Below are 17,327 nucleotides of genomic sequence, written 5' to 3'. Positions count from 1 at the left end.
ACATGGATCTGAGGAGCCGCATCACGGAGCTCATGCCCCAGGCTCGAGCGGAGCTTGCCGAGCTGGTCGCCATCAAGTCGGTCGCCGACCCGCGCCAGTTCCCGCCCGAGGAGTGCCACCGTGCCGCGCAGTGGGTGCTCGACCACTTCGCGGCTCTCGGGTTCGACGATGCCCGGCTGGCGGAGACCCCGGACGGCAGCAACGCCGTCGTCGGCTCTCGACCGTGCGCCCGGCCCGACGCGCCCACGGTGCTGCTCTACGCCCACTACGACGTGCAACCGCCGCTCGATGACGCCGCCTGGCAGACACCGCCGTTCGAGCTGGTCGCGAAGGACGGGCGCTGGTACGGCCGCGGCACGGCGGACTGCAAGGGCAACATCCTCATGCACCTCCTGGCGCTGCGCGCCTTGGGGCAGGACGTACCGGTGAACCTCAAGCTGGTCGTGGAGGGGTCCGAGGAGCAGGGCACCGGGGGCCTGGAGGCGTTCGTGGTCGACAACGCGGACCTGCTCCGCGCCGACACGATCCTGGTCTGCGACACCGGAAACGCGGCCGTCGGCCAACCGGCGGCAACCGTCAGCCTGCGCGGCATGGTCAACGTGGTCGTCACTGTCGAAGCCCTGGCCTCGGAGGTGCACTCCGGCATGTTCGGCGGTGCCGCCCCGGACGCCCTCGCGGCCCTGATCGCGATGCTGGCCGGCCTGCGGGACTCAGCCGGCAACACCACGATCGAGGGGCTGGACAACACCCGACACTGGGAGGGAGAGCCATACCCGCGCGAGCAGTTCCGCAGCGACGCCGGACTGCTCGACGGGGTCCATCTGCTCGGTGACGGCTCGGTGTCGGACATGTTGTGGGCCCGGCCGTCGGTCACGGTACTCGGCATCGACTGCCCACCCGTGGTCGGCTCGGCGGCGGCAATCGTGCCCAGGGCCGCGGCGCGGCTGAACCTCCGCATCCCACCCGGGCTCGCGCCGGACGTGGCGCAGAAGGCGCTCGAAGCGCACCTGCACCGGGCCGCACCCTGGGGTGTCCACGTCACCATCGAGGTGGAAGCCACCGGCTCGCCGTTCCGGGCCACGATCGACGGACCGGCCTACCGGGCGATGGGCGCGGCTATGCTGGAGGCCTACGAGAAGCCGATGGCAACCCTCGGGCAGGGCGGCTCGATACCGCTGTGCAACGTCTTCACCGACACCTACCCCGACGCCGAGATCATCCTGATGGGCGTGGAGGAGCCGCAGGCGCTGATCCACGCGCCGAACGAGAGCGTGGACCCGCGGGAGATCTCGACCATGGCACTGACCGAGGCACTCTTCCTGCAGCGCTACGCCGCCGCGACGACCTGACCGGCTAGACCACGTCGCGACGCAGGGAGACGACGGCGGCTAGCGCGGATGCGGCCAGGACGTAGAAGAGGAGGACGAGGGCGCCGAGGAGCGGGGTCTGGACCACGGGGCCACTGAGCCCCGTCTCGGCCGCGACCATCTCGAGCAGGGCCGTCGAGCCGGTGAGCGACGCGGTGGCACCGCCGGGCAGGAACGGATAGGCGATGTTGATGCCTGGAAGGATCATCACCAGGTTGTCGACGAGGTAGAAGTAGCCGAGCGTGATGCCGATCGCGAGGAGCTGGTGGCGCGCGACGGCGCCGATGGCGACGCCGAGCAGCATGTAGATGGCCGCGGCGAGGCCATAGCGCACCGTGGTGCCCACGACGGCGGCGAGGCCGAGCCCCGGTTCGATCCCGTTGACGAAGGTGGCGGCATAGATGCCGATGACGGCGGCGAGCGCCAGGACCAGGCCGTACGCCACGCCGAGCGCTCCGTAGACGATCAGCTTCGCGGTCAGCACCTGACCGCGCCGCGGGACCGCGAGGAACGTGGTGGCGACGGTGCGGTGCCGGTATTCGCCGGTGATCGCCACGGTGCCGATCAGCGCAGGAGCGAAGAGGGTGACCCCGAGCAGGCTCAGGACCGCCGAGACACCCTCGACCGTGTCCAGGCCAGGCATCGGCGGGGTCGCGTTCTCCGGGCCGGTGAGGCCGACGATCCCGGTGAGCAGCCCTCCGCACGCTGCTGCGGTGAGCAGCGTCCACAGGGGCAACCGGGTCCCGGTCAGGCGCACGGCCTCTCCGCGGACCGCGTCGTTCAGCCGGCGCATGCCATCTCCTTCTCGATCATGCTCAGGTAGGCCTCCTCCAAGGAGGCGTGCTCGGCGGTGAAGTCGGACAGGGAGCCCGACCACAGCGAACGTCCTCCGGCGATGAGCACCAGGTCGTCGATCACCTGCTGCAGCTCGGTGAGCACGTGACTGGAGACCAGCACCGTCCCACCGGCATCTGCGAAGGCACGCAGCAGGCCGCGCAGCCAGACGATGCCCGAGGGGTCCAGACCCTCGGTCGGCTCGTCGAGGATCAGCCCGGAGGGCCGCCCCAGCAGCGCGGCCGCGAGGGCGAGCCGCTGCTTCATCCCGGTCGAGAACCCGCGGATCCGTCGCCCCGCCACGTCGTGCAGGCCGGTCTCGTCGAGCACCTGATCGACCCACTCGCGGGGTGCGCCGATCAGCGCGGCCTGGGTCTGCAGGTGGCCGCGCGGAGTCATCCCCGGGTGGGCGCCGGCCAGATCGCCGACGACCCCCAGGATCTGCGACGGACGGCTCAGCGATGCGTACGGGACCTCATCGATCGTCGCGGTGCCCTGGTCCGCGCGAACGAGGCCGGTGAGGATGCGCAGCGTGGTGCTCTTGCCGGCACCGTTGGGTCCGATGAAGCCCGTCACCCTTCCCGGCAGGGCGAGGAGATCGACCGCGGTCAGCGCCGGCACCGGCCCGAAGGACTTGGCCAGGCCCTCGGCCCGCAGGATCGGGCCGTCGAGCGTCTCGCGCCAAGCCGAGATCGCCGCGTTCACGAGCGCGCCCGGGCGTCGAGCCGAGCGACCAGCTCGGCGGCGTCCGGGGTGCTGACCAGCAGCTCGTCGAAGCCGGCGCCGGCCTCCCGGTCGTGAAGCCGAATCCTCAGCAGCGGCAGTCCGCGCGTCATCGAGACCAGCCGACGGGTGCCGTCGGGGTGACGGAAGGTGCCCAGCTTGCGGAAACCGGAGATCACCAGCCCGGAGCGCCAGCCCAGGATCTCCGAGCTCCAGCCCGGCAGCATCTCAACCGAGTCGATCGCTGTGATGGCGACGGAGTGGGCCGCGCGGCCCGCGATCAGGCGCTCCCAGCCGGGAAAGGTGAGCGTCAGCACGTGGTCCTCGACACGGAGGGTCGTCATCTCGTCTCCTAGAATATGCTCAGATCAGGAACATTCTCAGAATGAGAATAATGGAGGTCCTCATGCCGCCGCAAGGCAATATCGCCGCCGTCGTCGCGCACCCCGTCCGCCTGCGGATCCTGCAGGCGGTGGGTGGTCGCGACCTGACCACTGCTCAGCTGCGGGAGCTGATGACCGACGTGCCCCAGGCGACGCTGTACCGACACATCGCCGCGCTCGTCGACGCCGGCGTTCTCGCCGTGGCATCGGAGCGGCGGGTGCGAGGCACCGTCGAGCGCACCTACACGCTCGGCGAGCAGATGGCCCACGTCGAGCAGTCCGAGCTCGCGACGCTCTCGGACGACCAGCTCCGGGCTGGGTTCCTCGCCTTCGTCGGGGAGCTGCTGCGTACGTTCGAGGGCTCGCTGATCCTCGGCGAGGTGACTCGCAGCCACCTCGGATTCGGCACGGGCGCGATGTACGTCGACGCGGACGACCTCGCTCGGATCCAGCAGGGTTTCAACGAGCTGCTCGCGCCGTACCTCGAGGAGACGGCCGGAAAGCAGCGGGTGATGCTGTCGACCGTGCTGCTGCCCGCGGAGTAGGTCTCGACAAGCCCGACCTCCGGGAGCGCCGCATCGCTTACGGTGAGCAGGTGGACCTTCCTGTGATGCCGCCGATCCTGCCGATGCTGGCGAAGCCCGTGAAGAGCGTGCCGGCCGACGGCGGGTACGCGTTCGAGCCGAAGTGGGACGGGTTCCGGTGCATCGTGTTCAAGGACGGGGACGAGGTGGAGCTGGCCTCGCGGAACACCAAGCCGTTGACGCGCTACTTCCCCGAGGTTGTCGAGGCGCTGCGGAAGGCGCTGCCGGAGAAGATCGTGCTCGACGGGGAGATCTTCGTGGCGATCGGGGACCGGCTGGAGTTCGAGGTGCTGCAGCAGCGGATCCACCCGGCGGCGTCGCGGATCAGCCTGCTGGCGGAGGAGACGCCCGCTGCGTACGCGGCCTTCGATCTGCTCGCGCTGGGCGAGGAGTCGTTCCTGGAACGACCGCTGACCGAGCGGCGGGCGGCACTGGAGGGCGCCTTCGCCTCGGTGACCTCGGACAACATCCATCTGTGCACGACTACGACCGACCCGGAGGTCGCCCAGGACTGGTTCACCCGGTTCGAGGGCGCCGGACTGGACGGGGTCATGGCCAAGCCGCTGGACGCTCCCTATGTCCCCGACAAGCGGACGATGTTGAAGATCAAGCACTCGCGTACGGCTGACGTGGTCCTGGCCGGCTACCGCGAGCACAAGACCTCCACACCGGAGAACCCGCTGCTCGGGAGCCTGCTGCTCGGTCTGTACGCCCCCGGGGAGGACGGTCAGCCGGAGCTGCAGCACATCGGGGTCTCGGCGTCCTTCACCGCCGCGCGACGCGCCGAGCTGTGGCAAGAGCTCCAGGAGCTGGTCGTCCCCATCGAGGAACACCCGTGGCGACGATGGCAGGAGTTCCTGACCGCCAACCCCGACCGGGTTCCCGGCACCCAGAGCCGCTGGAGCCAGGGGAAGGACCTGTCCTTCACCCCGCTGCGGCCGGAGCGGGTGCTCGAGGTGGGCTACGACCACATGGAGGGACGCCGGTTCCGGCACACCGCCCAGTTCAAGCGCTGGCGACCCGACCGCGACCCGGAGTCGTGCGGCTACGAGCAGCTCGAGGAACCCGTGGCGTACGAGCTGTCCGAAGTGCTCGGGGGTCCTGCTCAAAAGCTCAGATAAATCCGGCTAGGGTCGGACTCATGAGCTACGACGTCGTACTCCTGGTCGAGCAGGCAATCACCCTCGACGACGCAACCCGGGTCCACTCTCTCCACGAGGGGGTCGAGGACCCGGTCTACCACGTGCTGCTTCCCTTGGAGGACGCCGCAGCACGGATCGAGTCGGCGATGGGCACGCTCAGCGCGGCCGAATACCTCGGCTCGGCGATGATGATGAACGAGATCGACCTCGACGCGGTGCGCGAGGAGGCCAAGGACGAGGCCGAGAAGGCGCTCGAGCAGACCCTGAAGGTCCTGAAGTCCTCCGGCGCCGCCGCCCACGGCGAGCTCGTCCAGGACCCGGTCAAGGCGCTGCGCGCCAAGGTCGAGGCCGTCGACGGCCGGGAGGCGATCATCATGACCCGCCCGCACGTGGTCGCCGAGTTCTTCCACGTCGACTGGACCCACCAGGCCCGACGCCACCTCCACGTGCCTGTCCTGCACCTGATCGAGCACGAGAACTTCGACGAGCAGGCCGGCGAAGGCGAAGGAATCACCGGAATGTAGGACGTTTCGTCCCCATGACCACTGAACGCATCGCGTGTGACGGGTAACACATCAAAGGTTACCGCTCTGTTACCGGCTTCACGTGGCAGTTGTGGCTCGCATTCCCCTAGTATCTTGGGGTTCGCTGTTCCGGGGGGATCCAGCGACGAAGAAGTGCCTGCTCGTGCGATCGGGGGATCCGCGCTGAGTGGGCACTTCTGCTATCCGCTCACTCCTTCCGTGCCTTCTTCAAGGTGCTCGTGCGCTGGTCGACCCAGTCCGTCATCGAGTCGATCGCCGTCTCGAGGTCCGCGGCACTCAGTGCGTCGCTGGTCGGCACCGACTCGGCAAGCCCCGCGACCGTGTCGGCGGCCGTGCCGTCTGCGTACACCTTGTCGAACAGCTTCCAGTACGCCTCGGTGTAGACGGCCTTCAGCTCCTCGGACGCCAGGAACCGCTCCTTGAGCGCGTTCCCGCCCCGCATGCCGCCAGCTCCGCCGGTTCCGCCGGCTCCGCGGTTCCCACCGCCGAACATGCCGCCGCCCATGCCGTTCTCGTCGTCGGGACCGAGGGTGGCGTTCCCCTGCATGGCGAGGTTGAGGTCCCAGGAGATCACCGAGAGCTTCTCGGACTCCAGGTCGTACCAGAGGTAGTAGTTCTGACCCGGGCCGCTCATGTCGTCGCTGTTCGTGATCAGGTTCTGCATCGCCAGATAGTCCGCCAGCGAGTTCACGTCGACCCACTCGTCCAGGTCGGCGGCGAACTCCTCGTCGTCGGCCTCGTCCATCCACTTCAGGAAGTCGATGATCGGCTGCAGGGTCCCCTCGTCACTGGAGTTGATCTGCTTGAACTGGTCGTTGTAGGACGACTGGTCGTCGTCGACGTAGGCGAGCTGCGAGGACGCGTCGGCCTTGTAGAGGTAACCCGGGGAGTCGAACAGGTTGTTCGCCATGTTCTCGTCGGGGTGGGCGAGCAGCAGACGAGTCGTCGTGTCGCTGCCGTTGACCGAGTAGACGGCATAGCCGTAGTCCTGGGTCGGGAGACCCGCCTCCTTGGTCAGGGAGAGGGCCATGGCCTCGTTGATGACCGGGCTGCCGGGACGTACGGAGATCTCGGTCATGCCCTGGTACGCACGGCCCTCGACGTTCTCGTCGAAGCTGAGCAGCAGCGGGAGGGAGGTCGGGTCGTCGGCCGACGCCTGGGACATCGCGGCCATCCCGCCGCCGCCCACGCCGCCGCCCATCCCGCTTTCGGGCATCTCCATCCCATCGGGGGGCTCCATGCCCTCGGGCATCTGCATCCCTTCCGGCATCTGCATCCCTTCCGGCATCTGCATGCCTTCGGGGAGCTCCATTCCCTCTGGGGGCTGCATGCCGCCCCGGCCGGGACCACCCTCGCCGGCTCCCCCGGTGCCGCGCAGCCCCATCAGGGTCGAGTTGCCCTTGAGCCGGACCGCGACGTCGTTGATGACGGTCCCGTCGATGGTCACCGTCGCGGTGACCCACTTCTTCTCGCCGTCCTTCTGGTAGCTGTCGACCATGTCTTCGTACTCGACGTCGGTGATGTCGATGGAGAGCTCGTGGTCGACGGAGGTGTCGAAGAGGTCGACGGAGCCGGCGATGTCCTCGGTGATCTCGGCCGCTGCGATCTCGACGTCGCCGGTGATGTAGGGCTTGATGCCCACATCATGGAGCGTGACCAGCAGCGCAAGGGAGAAGGCGCCCAGGAGCGCGACGAGCTTCCAGTGCTGGCGCCAGGACCGGGGCAGCCGGTGCCGGAGGCGCTTGCGCGGGACGGTCGAGTCGGGCTCGGCGTCGATGGATCCAGGCATCACAGGTCGGTCTGGTCGTAGCCCGTCAGCACGGTGACGCGCTGGCCGCTGTTGACCGCGGAGAGTGCCTGCAGCAGCTCTCGCGAGCTGCTGCCCTTCTTCAGCTGCGCGGTGTAGTAGAGCTCGATCAGCGCCCCGGAGCGTACGGACTCGGTCGAGACCAGCTCGAAGTCGGAGCAGTGCTGGATCATCAGGTCCTCGACGACCGAGGTGTACTCCGGCTCGGGCGGCACCTGGACCTTGACCACCTGACGCTGCACGTCGAGCTTGAACCAGTTGAACTTGTTCATCAGGACGAGCACGAGGCAGATCATCACCGTGGCCGCGATCGCGAGCAGGTAGAACCGGGTGCCGGTCGTCATCCCGATCGCCATCACCAAGAAGATGAAGCCGACGTCGCGGGTCTCCTTCACGGCGTTGCGGAACCGGATCACCGACAGCGCACCCACCAGCGCGAACGCCCGCGCGATGTTGGAGCCGACGACGAGCATGATGAGCGAGACGACCATGCCCGCGAGCACCAGCGTCTGGACGTACGACTGGCTGTAGGAGACGTTCTTGTGGGTGGCCCGGTAGACGTAGCCGATGATCGCCGACAGCACGAACGACAGCGTCAGCGACGCCACGATGTCGAAGACGGTGAAGGTGGAGCTGAGATCTTGGAAATCGAGATTCATGGGAGCTTCCTGTGCAGAGATCCGTCGAGGGATCGGTGAGGGATCAGGGAGTGGTGACGAGGTCGGGGTTCGGGGCGAGGACGTTCTCGGTCGCGCCGTAGCGTGAGCTCGGGGCGAGCGAGAAGGCCTCGACGGACTGGCAGTACTTCGAGATCCGGACCACCGACATGTCGAGCCGTGCGGTCAGGTCGGTCGCCCAGTAGGGCACCCGTTCGTTGGCCTTGAGCTCGACGATCGCCAGCTTCGGCGGGATCAGGAACCGGTTCTCCGCGGCGGAGGCGAAGTGGAAGTCGCGGTCGCGGCCGTGCACGCGGTGGTCGATGGTGACGCGCAGGCCGAGGTCGGCCTCGCGGCCCACGAAAGCCTCGCGCTGGTAGCCGGTGGTGACGATCGGCCGCAGGTCGAGGTTGCCGACCAGCGAGGTGACCTCGTTGACGAAGCCTCGCGAGGTGCCCCCGACATCGAGATCGAGCTCCTCACGCTCGTCGAGCCACCGGCGGGCCTGCTCGTAGGGCAGCGAGAGGCGGCGCTTCTGGGTCACCCGGTTCACCCGCTGCTTGATCTCGACGTGGACCGGGGTCTCCTCGGTGCAGCTCGCCGGCTGGCCGTAGAGGCGCATCCGGAGCTTGCGGCGGAACCGGAGCCCCTCGATCTTCTCCCAGTAGAACCGCAGGTCCTCGGTGTCGTAGTAGACCGACGTCACCGGGTAGCCGCCCAGTGGTGAGTACGGGTCGGCCTCCATCCGGGCCTCGAGCTCCTCGCGAAGCTGGGCGACCTTCAGCTCGTCGATCAGATACTTGATCTCGTAGCGGTTGAAGGAGTGCAGCCTGCTCGCGGTCTCCTGGTAGCCGGTCGGCTGCGTCGGAGCATCCTCGGCCGCGGTCTTGTGATGATCGGTCTTGTCATGGTCGACGCGTAGGCGTCGGTTCAACCAACCCATTCAGTTTTCCTCCCGGGACAGTCACTGATGCGACTCCGGGAGTTCACCGATCGTTCATATCTCCGGCCTGTGCCGAACCTGTGGGGAGCCTGTCAAAGCGGCTCTCACTCGATTCTGTTGCCGTCCTGGTCCCAGTGGGAGGCGACCTTCTTGCTCGGCTGTACCCGAGGCGGCTCCCCCGGCATCTTCGGGTAGTCAGGCGGGAAGTTGAGCTCGCCTCCGGGCAGCTTCTCCCACAGCTCGAGCAGGGGCGTGAGGGCGTACGCCTTCTCGTCGATCTGCGCCCAGCGGTCGCCGTCGGCGAGGAGGTCGGGGACGGTGAAGAGGTTGAGCTCGCGCGGGTCCTTGAGATCGGCCAGCTCGTCCCAGGTGAGCGGCGTGGAGACCGGGGCGCCAGGCTTGGGCCGCAATGAGTAGGCGCTCGCGATCGTGCGATCTCGGTTGTTCTGGTTGAAGTCGACGAAGATGCGCTCCCCGCGCTCCTCCTTCCACCACGCGGTGGTGACTCCCCCGTCGCGACGCTCGAGCTCACGGCCGAACCCGATCGCGGCATGACGCAGCTCCTCGAAGGTCCACTCCGGCCGGATGCGTACGAAGATGTGTACGCCGCGGTTGCCGCTGGTCTTCGCGAAACCGCGCAGGCCGAGCTCCTCGAGCGCTTCGCGGGCGACGCCGGCGACCCGCACGACGTCGGTGAAGCCGGTGCCGGGCTGGGGGTCGAGGTCGATGCGCAGCTCGTCGGGGTGGTCCACGTCCGCACGGCGGACGGGCCAGGGGTGGAAGGTGAGCGTGCCCATCTGGGCGCACCAGACCGGGATCGCCGGCTCGGTGGGGCAGATCTCTCGCGCCTTACGCCCGCTCGGGAAGGTGATCTCGACCTCCTCGAGGTAGTCGGGGGCACCCTTGGGCGTGCGCTTCTGGTAGAAGCCGTCACCCTCCTTGTCGGTGGGCCCGGTGGCCAGCTTCATGCCCTCGCGCCAGCCGTCGGGCCAGCGCTCGAGGGCAGTCGGGCGATCCCGCAGCGCCCGCATCAGCGGGTCGCCGACCGTCGCGAAGAACTCCGCGACCATCAGCTTGGTGACCTCGGGGGTGCGGTCGGTCGCCTCGTAGATCACCCGGTCGGGGCTGGAGATCCGCACCTCGCGCTCGCCCGCCTGCACGTGTGCCGCCGGTGTCTTCGCCATGGCGCCAACCTAGCCCGCTCCAAGCCCCTCCCCCAGCGAAATCGCCCGGACGACATCCGCAACTCACTGGCCAGTACGTCTCGAGACCGGCATGATCCGCTCCAACGTACGGCGACCGACACGATCTCGGAGGATCCCCACATGTCGACTCGAACCACGGCACTGACCGCCGCCACGGCGGCCCTCGCCGCCATCACCCTCTGCCTCACCGGCGCTCCAGCGACCGCGACCGCGAACACCGACCCGGAGTGCGGGACCCTCGCCTCGCCCGACACCCGGGTGGAGCACACCCGGCTCACGGACCCGGCGGTGACCGACATCCTGGCCCGCTCTGGGTTCGACGACGTCGCCGGCGTGGTGAGGACGGCCGTCTGCGACGCGAGCAGCAGCAGGGCCGCCACCGTCGCGGCCCGGATCGCCGGCCGGGCTCTGTGGCAGCGCGCGGTCGACCGGGTGCAGGGGCGTGGCGACGCCGGTGGCGACCTGCCGCGCAGTGACGACCGGCCGCTCTACTGGGCGCGTCTCGCGGGCGAGCTGGAGATCGCGCGGGTCGCGCCTGCGTACCGGTCCTGGTCCGAGGACGCCCGGGCGAAGGTGCTGGCCGCCTTCGACCGGAGCTCGCGCGGGATCGAGTCGACCACCTTCAGGCGCGGCGAGCCCGGCCGATCGCGACAGGTGCTGGCCTCCGGCTTCGACCCGTTCACCCTCGACCGCAACATCCGCCAGTCGAACCCGTCCGGGGCCACCGCGCTGGCGATGGACGGCCGCGTCGTACAGACGGCGAAGGGTCCCGTCGAGATCCAGACCGTGGTGTTCCCGGTGCTGTGGGAGCCGTTCGCGCAGGGGATCGTCGAGCGCGCCTTCCTGCCGCACCTGGTTCCCGGAAGGCGCGACGTGGACACCGCGATCACCATCAGCCAGGGCCGCGCGGGCCGCTTCGACCTGGAGGTCTGGAACGGCGCCCATCGCGGCACCTTCCCCGACAACGACCGGGTCAGCGTCAACGAGACCGTCCCGATCCCCGAGGACGTTCCTCACGCCGACCCGCAGCCGCAGTGGACCCGGACCACGCTGCCGGTGGAGGCGATGAAGGCAGCCGCGCCGGGCACCTTCCCGGTGAACATCAACCGCGTCGTCACCGAGATCCCGGCCGGATCGACCGAGCCGGTCACCCGGGAGGACCCGACGCCGGGCTCCACGGCGGTCGCCGGCGGCGGCGGTGACTACCTGTCCAACGAGTCGGCCTACCGCACCACCGCGCTCCGCGACGCGCTCGGGACCGACACCAAGCAGGGTCACATCCACGTGCCTGTCCTCGACGGGGATGCCACCGGCGAGCCGCTGGCCGACATGCGGGCAGACATCGTGGCCCAGACTCTCGGTCTCGTGGCGGCTGCGGCGACCAGCTGATCCGGAGACGGCCCGAAGGAGATGGCCCGAAGTAACTAGCCGTCGCCCGCACTGTTTTCATGCCCCCGGGCGTACTAGGGGCATGAAAACAGCAAAGGTCAGGCCTATCTCGGGTGCGGCCCTTGTGATCAGCATCGTCAGCATCTTCGCCCTCGGCGCATGCGGCGGGTCGGACGGATCGGGCGGGTCCTCCGCCGACTCCGGCTCGGTCGAGTCGCTGGCCGATTCATCAGCCGGGAAGGCGGCGGCTCCGGAGATGGCCGCGGAGGACGCAGACGCGGCGGCCCCGAAGCAGGCCGTCACGAAGGCGTCGATCATCTCCACCGGCTCGGTCGCACTCAGCGCGAAGGACGTCGGAAAGACGCGTACGCAGGTGCAGTCGATCTCCGACAGGTATGCCGGCCAGGTCACCGAGCAGGAGACCAGCGACAGCGACGACGACGGCCCCGGCTACGCCCGGATGGTCCTCCGGATCCCGTCGAAGTCGTTCGACGACGCGATGGCCGACCTCGAGGACACCGCGACCCTGGTCGACTCCAGCACCACGACCACCGACGTCACCACCGAGGTCGTCGACACCGAGGTGCGGGTGAAGAACGCCCGGACGAGCATCGAGCGAATCCGTACGCTCCTCTCCCGCGCAGAGGCGATCGGGGATGTCATCGCGATCGAGTCCGAGCTCGCCCGCCGCGAGGCCGACCTCAACTCGCTGCTCGCCCAGCAGGCGGCCCTCGAGAACCAGACCTCGCTGTCGACCATCACGGTCAACATCGACCGTTCCGGCCCCGGCGGATCCTCCGACGACGACCCCGGCTTCCTGGCCGGGCTGAGCGCCGGCTGGGACGCCCTGGGCGACTCGGCTCGTGTCCTCGCGGTCGCCCTCGGCGCCATCATCCCGTGGACGCCGGTCATCCTGCTCCTCCTCGCGCCCCTCTGGCTCCTCTCCCGGCGCCGGCGGCAGGCGGCTGGGCCCATGGCCGGGCCAATGACTGGGCCGGTGCCGGCCACCGGCCCGGCGGAGGAATAACCGGTCGAGATCGGGGTGCTCGGCGGCGTACGTTCTGACCATGAGCGCGCTCGAGCACCCCGGCCTCGTCTTCCGCAGCCTCGACCCGTTGGACGGGGACGAGGCCATGTTGAAGGGATGGTACGAAGCGACCCGGCGTGGCTTCCATCAGTCCCGAGGCAACGACGACGGGGTCCAGGTCTGGCGCGACCACATCCGCAACGACTCGGTGAACGTGCTGGGCGCGTGGACGGAGAGCTCGGAGTTCTCCTCGGCCACGATCCCGGTCGCGACGTTCTCGTCCTGGACCTCGCCGATCAACGTCGGCGGCGGCACCAGCCTGCCGGCGCTGCTGATCAGCGACGTGACCGTCTCCCCGACCCACCGGCGCCAGGGGCTGCTGCGCAGGCTGATGACGGTCTCGCTGGCCGACGCGGTCGCCGCGGGTGTGCCGCTGGCGGCGCTGACCGTCTCCGAGGGGTCGATCTACGGCCGCTTCGGCTTCGGCACGGCCACCCATCTGCGCCAGGTCGAGGTGGATGTGACCGCGAAGTTCCGCTACCGCCCCGAGGTTCCCACCGACGACGGTTGGGTGACCCTGGTCGAGCCGGCCGACGCCTGGAAGACGGTCGCCGAGATCTACGCCACCTTCCAGGAACGCACCCGCGGCTCGGTCACCCGGCCGCAGTTCTACGAGCCGTGGCTCTCCAGCGGCTACGACTTCGACGGCGACTCCAAGGGCGAGTCGAAGCAGCGGGCGGTGCTGCACCTGGACGCCTCCGGGACACCCGACGGCTACGCCATCTACAAGACCGCCGACGAGCGCAACGACTCCGGGCTGCGGATGGCGCGCGTCGTCGACCTGGTCGCGCTCACCCCGGCGGCCTACCTGCGGCTGTGGCGGTTCCTCGCCGACATCGACCTCGTCGAGCGGGTGGCGTGGCGCAAGGCGCCGGTGCAGGACCCGCTCTACTGGGCGCTCGCCGAGCCGTTCGCGGTCAAGAGCGCCGAGCTCGACGACATGCTGTGGATGCGCGTGCTCGATGTGCCGGCCGCCCTGCAGGCACGACCCTGGTACGCCACCGGAGAGGTCGTCCTCGGCGTCGATGACCCGCTCGGACACGCCGCGGGTGCCTGGCGGGTCGCGGTGAGGGACGGCGTCGCGGAGGTCACCCCGACCGATGCCGCGCCGACCGTGGCGCTGGCCGCCGACACCCTCGGTGCCCTCTACCTCGGCGGTGTCGACGTACGCACCCTGGCCGCCGCCGGCCGGATCACGGGCTCGCCCGAGGCGATCGAGACCTGGGCGGCGATGGCCGACGGCGGCCCGCTGCCCTACTGCATCACCGGCTTCTGAGGCTGCCCCGCCGCTGAGCCCTCAGGCGCGTCCGGGCTCGGCGCCGATCAGGCTGATCCGGTCGCCGCGAAAGTGGTAGTGGTGCATCGCGTCCAACCTCGGTGCGTACGCGTGCAGGCTGATCGCCGGGCGCGAGCCGACGTTGCGTACGTCATGGACATGGCCGGCGTCGTGCGCCCGAGCGTCGCCAGGGCCGACGTCGGCGATCTGCAGGCCGCCGAGCCAGTTGTGCTCGACCAGGCTGCCGGTGAGCACGGTGAAGGCTGTGGTCGCGGTGCCGTGGTCGTGGAAGCCGGTGCTGGCGCCCGGCGACCAGGCGATCAGCCAGACCTCGACCTTGTCGTCGCGGTGGAGCAGGTGGAACTCGCGCCCGGTCTCGGGCACCTGCACGCTCGCGAGCAGGTCGTCGTCGGCGTACGTGCGGATGGCGTCTAGCAGGGGCTGCATGGCAAGGGTGGTCAAGGTGGCCTCCTCCAGAAGCTTGGTGGTGGGTTTAAGTATAGTAGATGACTCGACTTTGGCCAATGGAGTTGTGCTCCCACCCCAGACGTACCATTTGAGCCATGGGTTACAACGTGGAGAAGTCCGACGAGGAGTGGCGCGCAGAGCTGTCGCCCGAGGAGTACGCGGTGCTGCGTCAGGCGGGCACCGAGCGGGCGTTCACGGGTGAATACACCGACACCGAGACCAAGGGTGTCTACTCGTGCAAGGCCTGCAAGGCCAAGCTGTTCGAGTCCGACACCAAGTTCCACTCCGGCTGCGGCTGGCCGTCGTTCTACCAGCCGATCTCGGAGACGATCGAGTACATCGAGGACAAGTCGCACGGGATGGACCGGGTGGAGGTCCGCTGCGCGAACTGCGGCTCCCACCTCGGCCACGTCTTCCCCGACGGCTACGGCACCCCGACCGGCGACCGGTTCTGCATCAACTCGATCTCGATCTCGCTCGAGGCTGCAGACCAAGCCTGAGCCTCACCATCCGTTGACATGGATGATCGGGTCGAGGTCGCGCCGCGGCCCCGGCTTGAAGTCGGTTCCCACGGTGTAGGCGACCGGCAGGAGCACACCCTGGTGCACGTTCTCGGGCAGGCCCAGGACGTCGGCGACCTCACGCTCGTAGCCGAGGTGGAGGGTCGTCCAGGTCGTGCCGAGCCCCCTGGCTCGCAGTGCCAGGGCCAGGCTCCATGCGGCCGGGAGCAGTGAGCCCCACAGACCGGCCTGGTTGCCCTCCGGGAGGCCGGGTACGTCACGCTCGATCGCGGCGATGACCTGCACAGGCACGCGCCCCATCACCTCGCGCAGGTGCACGGAGCTGGAGCTCAGCCGGGCGCCGGCGGCGTCGGCGGGCTCCTCCCGCCCGGCGTACGCCTCGGCGTGCGAGCGTGCGTAGAGGTCGCCGACCTGCTGCTTGAGCGCGGGGTCGGTGACCACGATCCAGTGCCAACGCTGGTTGTTGCTGCCCGAGGGCGCCTGGACGGCGATCTCGATCGCCTCCCGGACGACGTCGAGCGGCACGTCGCGGTCGAGGTCGAGGCGCTTGCGTACGGCTCGGGTGGTGGTGAGCAGTTGGTCGGGGTCGAGCGGCAGGAGTTCGGTCATGCTGGATGGACACCGGCGGCACGGTCGATATTCCGCGGCTCGCCGGACAGGGTCGCCGAACCTGGATAGCGTGGCGCCGTGACTGTGCGGATCGCGATGTGGTCGGGACCGAGAAACCTCTCCACGGCGTTGATGCGCTCGTTCGAGAACCGGCCCGACTGCACGGTCCTCGACGAGCCGCTGTACGCCGCCTACCTCTCGGCGACGGGCCTGGACCATCCGGGGCGTGAGGACGTGCTCGCCTCTCAGCCGAACGACTGGCGAGTGGTGGCTCGTGAGATCACGTCCGGGCCGATCGAATCGCCGGTGCAGTACCAGAAGCACATGACCCATCACCTGCTCCCGGAGATGGACCACGGCGCCTTCGCCGGGCTCTCGCACGCGTTTCTGGTCCGGGACCCGGAGCGGGTGCTGACCTCGTACGCCAAGGTCCGGGAGGAGCCGACGCTCGAGGACCTCGGGCTGCCGCAGCAGGTGGCGCTCTTCGAGGAGTTCGGCGGGCCGGTGGTCGATGCCGCCTCGATCCTGGCCTCGCCGCGGGCGGCTCTCGTCGGGCTGTGCGAGGCGCTGGGGATCGGCTTCGACGAGGCGATGCTGTCGTGGCCGGCCGGGCGCCGGGACTCCGACGGCGTCTGGGCCCCGCACTGGTACTCCGGGGTGTGGGCCTCGACCGGGTTCGCCGCCTCCTCCCCCGGCGCCACCGACCCGCTGCCCGCGCGGCTGGCTCCGCTGCTGGAGCGCTGCCTGCCCTACTACGATCGCCTCGCCCCCTATGTCATGGCTCCTTGAGTCGAGATTGGTGACTGATGCTGCAGACGTACGACCCCCGCAACGACGACCTCCAGGTCTGGATCAACGGCGAGCTGACGCACCGCCTGGAGGCGCGGATCTCACCGTTCGACTCGCTCGCCCAGGGTGGCGACGGGGTCTGGGAGGGCCTGCGGCTCACCCAGGGACGCATCTTCAAGCTCTCCGAGCACCTGCTTCGGCTGCGGCGCTCGGCGCGGGCGCTCGCCTTCTCCGACATCCCGTCGGACGCGTTCATGACCGAGGCGATCCGGGAGTGCCTGGCGGCCAACGGGATGCGCGACGACGTCCACATCCGGCTCACGCTCTCGCGCGGGGTGAAGGTCACCTCCGGCATGGACCCGCGGCTCAACCAGTCGGGTCCGACCCTGATCGTGCTGGCCGAGTTCAAGTCGCCGGTCTACGACGACTCCGGGATCACGCTGATCACCGCTGCCCAGCGCCGCCCGCGCGCCGACATGCTCGACCCGAAGATCCACCACAACAACCTGATCCCCTCGATCCTGGCCAAGGTCGAGGCCAACAACGCGGGCGCCGACGACGCCCTGATGCTGGACGATGCCGGCTTCATCGCCGAGACCAACGCCACCCACTTCTTCCACGTACGCGACGGGGTGCTGCGCACCTCGACGACCCGCGCGTGCCCCGAGGGGATCACCCGCGCCACCGTCCTCGACCTCGCCGCCGACCTGGGGCTGCCGGTGGACGTCGGTGACTTCTCGCTCACCGACGCCCACACGGCCGACGAGGCCTTCGTCACGGGCACCATGGGCGGGCTCACCCCGGTGGTCTCCCTCGACGGCCGGCCGATCGAGCGCGGGCCGATGACGCAGCAGCTCACCAAGGCGTACGCGGACCTGCAGGCGACTGCCGGGACTGTCGTCTGCTGACCGAGGTAACTCGGTCAGCGTGCTGGATGCCGACCGAGGTAACTCGGTGAAGACGCGCTGTCTTCGTGGAACTCCGCGAAGGAAGCGACAG

19 protein-coding genes are annotated in these 17,327 nt (G+C 69.1%); 10 read left to right on the top strand and 9 right to left on the bottom strand.

Going from position 1 to position 17,327, the window contains the following annotated elements; translation table 11 throughout:
- Nucleotides 1-2 precede the first annotated feature (2 nt).
- Nucleotides 3-1,349 (top strand): dipeptidase, encoded by a 1,347-nt coding sequence (locus ACFV9G_RS07660; protein WP_378726416.1) that lies wholly within the window; start codon nt 3-5, stop codon nt 1,347-1,349.
- A 4-nt stretch (nt 1,350-1,353) separates the two neighbouring features.
- Here ACFV9G_RS07660 and ACFV9G_RS07655 read toward each other — a convergent pair whose 3' ends face one another.
- The 3 genes from ACFV9G_RS07655 to ACFV9G_RS07645 are packed head-to-tail and all read right to left on the bottom strand — an operon-like array spanning nt 1,354 to nt 3,268.
- A complete protein-coding gene (locus ACFV9G_RS07655; RefSeq protein WP_378726414.1) occupies nt 1,354-2,160 on the bottom strand; it encodes an ABC transporter permease in 807 nt (268 codons plus the stop codon).
- Nucleotides 2,148-2,906, bottom strand: a complete 759-nt coding sequence (locus tag ACFV9G_RS07650; protein ID WP_378726412.1) for an ABC transporter ATP-binding protein — start codon at nt 2,904-2,906, stop codon at nt 2,148-2,150. The genes ACFV9G_RS07655 and ACFV9G_RS07650 overlap by 13 nt, the downstream gene beginning before the upstream one ends.
- The gene (locus ACFV9G_RS07645) at nt 2,903-3,268 is read right to left on the bottom strand and encodes a hypothetical protein (protein ID WP_378726410.1); all 366 of its coding nucleotides are present in this window, start codon (nt 3,266-3,268) and stop codon (nt 2,903-2,905) included. Before ACFV9G_RS07645 ends, ACFV9G_RS07650 begins: the two co-directional genes overlap by 4 nt.
- 50 nt (nt 3,269-3,318) lie before the next feature.
- On the opposite strand from ACFV9G_RS07645, the gene ACFV9G_RS07640 reads away from it, so the two are divergent.
- The 3 genes from ACFV9G_RS07640 to ACFV9G_RS07630 are packed head-to-tail and all read left to right on the top strand — an operon-like array spanning nt 3,319 to nt 5,557.
- A complete protein-coding gene (locus ACFV9G_RS07640; protein ID WP_378726408.1) occupies nt 3,319-3,852 on the top strand; it encodes a helix-turn-helix domain-containing protein in 534 nt (177 codons plus the stop codon).
- 50 nt (nt 3,853-3,902) lie between these two features.
- Nucleotides 3,903-5,012, top strand: coding sequence for an ATP-dependent DNA ligase (locus tag ACFV9G_RS07635; protein ID WP_378726406.1), 1,110 nt, complete (start codon nt 3,903-3,905; stop codon nt 5,010-5,012).
- 20 nt (nt 5,013-5,032) lie between these two features.
- Entirely contained in the window at nt 5,033-5,557 is a 525-nt protein-coding gene (locus ACFV9G_RS07630) for a hypothetical protein (RefSeq protein WP_378726404.1), read from the top strand.
- Between the two features lie 208 nt (nt 5,558-5,765).
- On the opposite strand, the gene ACFV9G_RS07625 is transcribed toward ACFV9G_RS07630, so the two are convergent.
- The 4 genes from ACFV9G_RS07625 to ACFV9G_RS07610 form a co-directional block, all read right to left on the bottom strand.
- Nucleotides 5,766-7,367 (bottom strand): CotH kinase family protein, encoded by a 1,602-nt coding sequence (locus ACFV9G_RS07625; RefSeq protein WP_378726403.1) that lies wholly within the window; start codon nt 7,365-7,367, stop codon nt 5,766-5,768.
- Nucleotides 7,367-8,044, bottom strand: a complete 678-nt coding sequence (locus tag ACFV9G_RS07620) for a DUF4956 domain-containing protein (protein ID WP_355224179.1) — start codon at nt 8,042-8,044, stop codon at nt 7,367-7,369. The genes ACFV9G_RS07625 and ACFV9G_RS07620 overlap by 1 nt, the downstream gene beginning before the upstream one ends.
- 43 nt (nt 8,045-8,087) lie before the next feature.
- Nucleotides 8,088-8,984, bottom strand: coding sequence for a polyphosphate polymerase domain-containing protein (locus ACFV9G_RS07615; protein WP_378726401.1), 897 nt, complete (start codon nt 8,982-8,984; stop codon nt 8,088-8,090).
- Nucleotides 8,985-9,088: 104 nt separating this feature from the next.
- The gene (locus tag ACFV9G_RS07610; RefSeq protein WP_378726400.1) at nt 9,089-10,168 is read right to left on the bottom strand and encodes a DNA polymerase domain-containing protein; all 1,080 of its coding nucleotides are present in this window, start codon (nt 10,166-10,168) and stop codon (nt 9,089-9,091) included.
- 141 nt (nt 10,169-10,309) lie between these two features.
- On the opposite strand from ACFV9G_RS07610, the gene ACFV9G_RS07605 reads away from it, so the two are divergent.
- The 3 genes from ACFV9G_RS07605 to ACFV9G_RS07595 all read left to right on the top strand — a co-directional run bounded on the left by ACFV9G_RS07605 (nt 10,310) and on the right by ACFV9G_RS07595 (nt 13,941).
- On the top strand, nt 10,310-11,578 hold the full coding sequence (locus tag ACFV9G_RS07605; protein ID WP_378726398.1) for a hypothetical protein: 1,269 nt from the start codon (nt 10,310-10,312) through the stop codon (nt 11,576-11,578).
- A gap of 124 nt (nt 11,579-11,702) precedes the next feature.
- The gene (locus ACFV9G_RS07600) at nt 11,703-12,605 is read left to right on the top strand and encodes a DUF4349 domain-containing protein (protein ID WP_378726396.1); all 903 of its coding nucleotides are present in this window, start codon (nt 11,703-11,705) and stop codon (nt 12,603-12,605) included.
- Between the two features lie 40 nt (nt 12,606-12,645).
- Nucleotides 12,646-13,941 carry a GNAT family N-acetyltransferase gene (locus ACFV9G_RS07595; protein ID WP_378726394.1) on the top strand — a complete coding sequence of 432 codons (1,296 nt, stop codon included), beginning with the start codon at nt 12,646-12,648 and terminating at the stop codon, nt 13,939-13,941.
- A 21-nt stretch (nt 13,942-13,962) separates the two neighbouring features.
- Here the strand turns inward: ACFV9G_RS07595 and ACFV9G_RS07590 are convergent, their stop codons facing one another.
- Entirely contained in the window at nt 13,963-14,403 is a 441-nt protein-coding gene (locus tag ACFV9G_RS07590) for a cysteine dioxygenase (RefSeq protein ID WP_378726392.1), read from the bottom strand.
- A gap of 101 nt (nt 14,404-14,504) precedes the next feature.
- Here ACFV9G_RS07590 and msrB point away from each other — a divergent pair, with 101 nt between their 5' ends.
- Entirely contained in the window at nt 14,505-14,909 is a 405-nt protein-coding gene (msrB, locus tag ACFV9G_RS07585; protein WP_378726390.1) for a peptide-methionine (R)-S-oxide reductase MsrB, read from the top strand.
- A 3-nt stretch (nt 14,910-14,912) separates the two neighbouring features.
- Here the strand turns inward: msrB and ACFV9G_RS07580 are convergent, their stop codons facing one another.
- Entirely contained in the window at nt 14,913-15,539 is a 627-nt protein-coding gene (locus ACFV9G_RS07580) for a nitroreductase family protein (protein ID WP_378726388.1), read from the bottom strand.
- Between the two features lie 78 nt (nt 15,540-15,617).
- Between ACFV9G_RS07580 and ACFV9G_RS07575 the strand changes: the two genes are divergently transcribed.
- Entirely contained in the window at nt 15,618-16,328 is a 711-nt protein-coding gene (locus ACFV9G_RS07575) for an HAD family hydrolase (protein ID WP_378726386.1), read from the top strand.
- A gap of 17 nt (nt 16,329-16,345) precedes the next feature.
- Entirely contained in the window at nt 16,346-17,236 is an 891-nt protein-coding gene (locus ACFV9G_RS07570; RefSeq protein ID WP_378726385.1) for an aminotransferase class IV, read from the top strand.
- Nucleotides 17,237-17,327: the final 91 nt, after the last annotated feature.

This window comes from Nocardioides sp. NPDC059952 (genome assembly GCF_042730435.1).
Taxonomy (GTDB): Bacteria; Actinomycetota; Actinomycetes; order Propionibacteriales; family Nocardioidaceae; genus Nocardioides.
The sequence above is the reverse complement of the archived record's forward strand: the minus strand, read 5'-3'. Positions and strand labels throughout refer to the sequence as shown.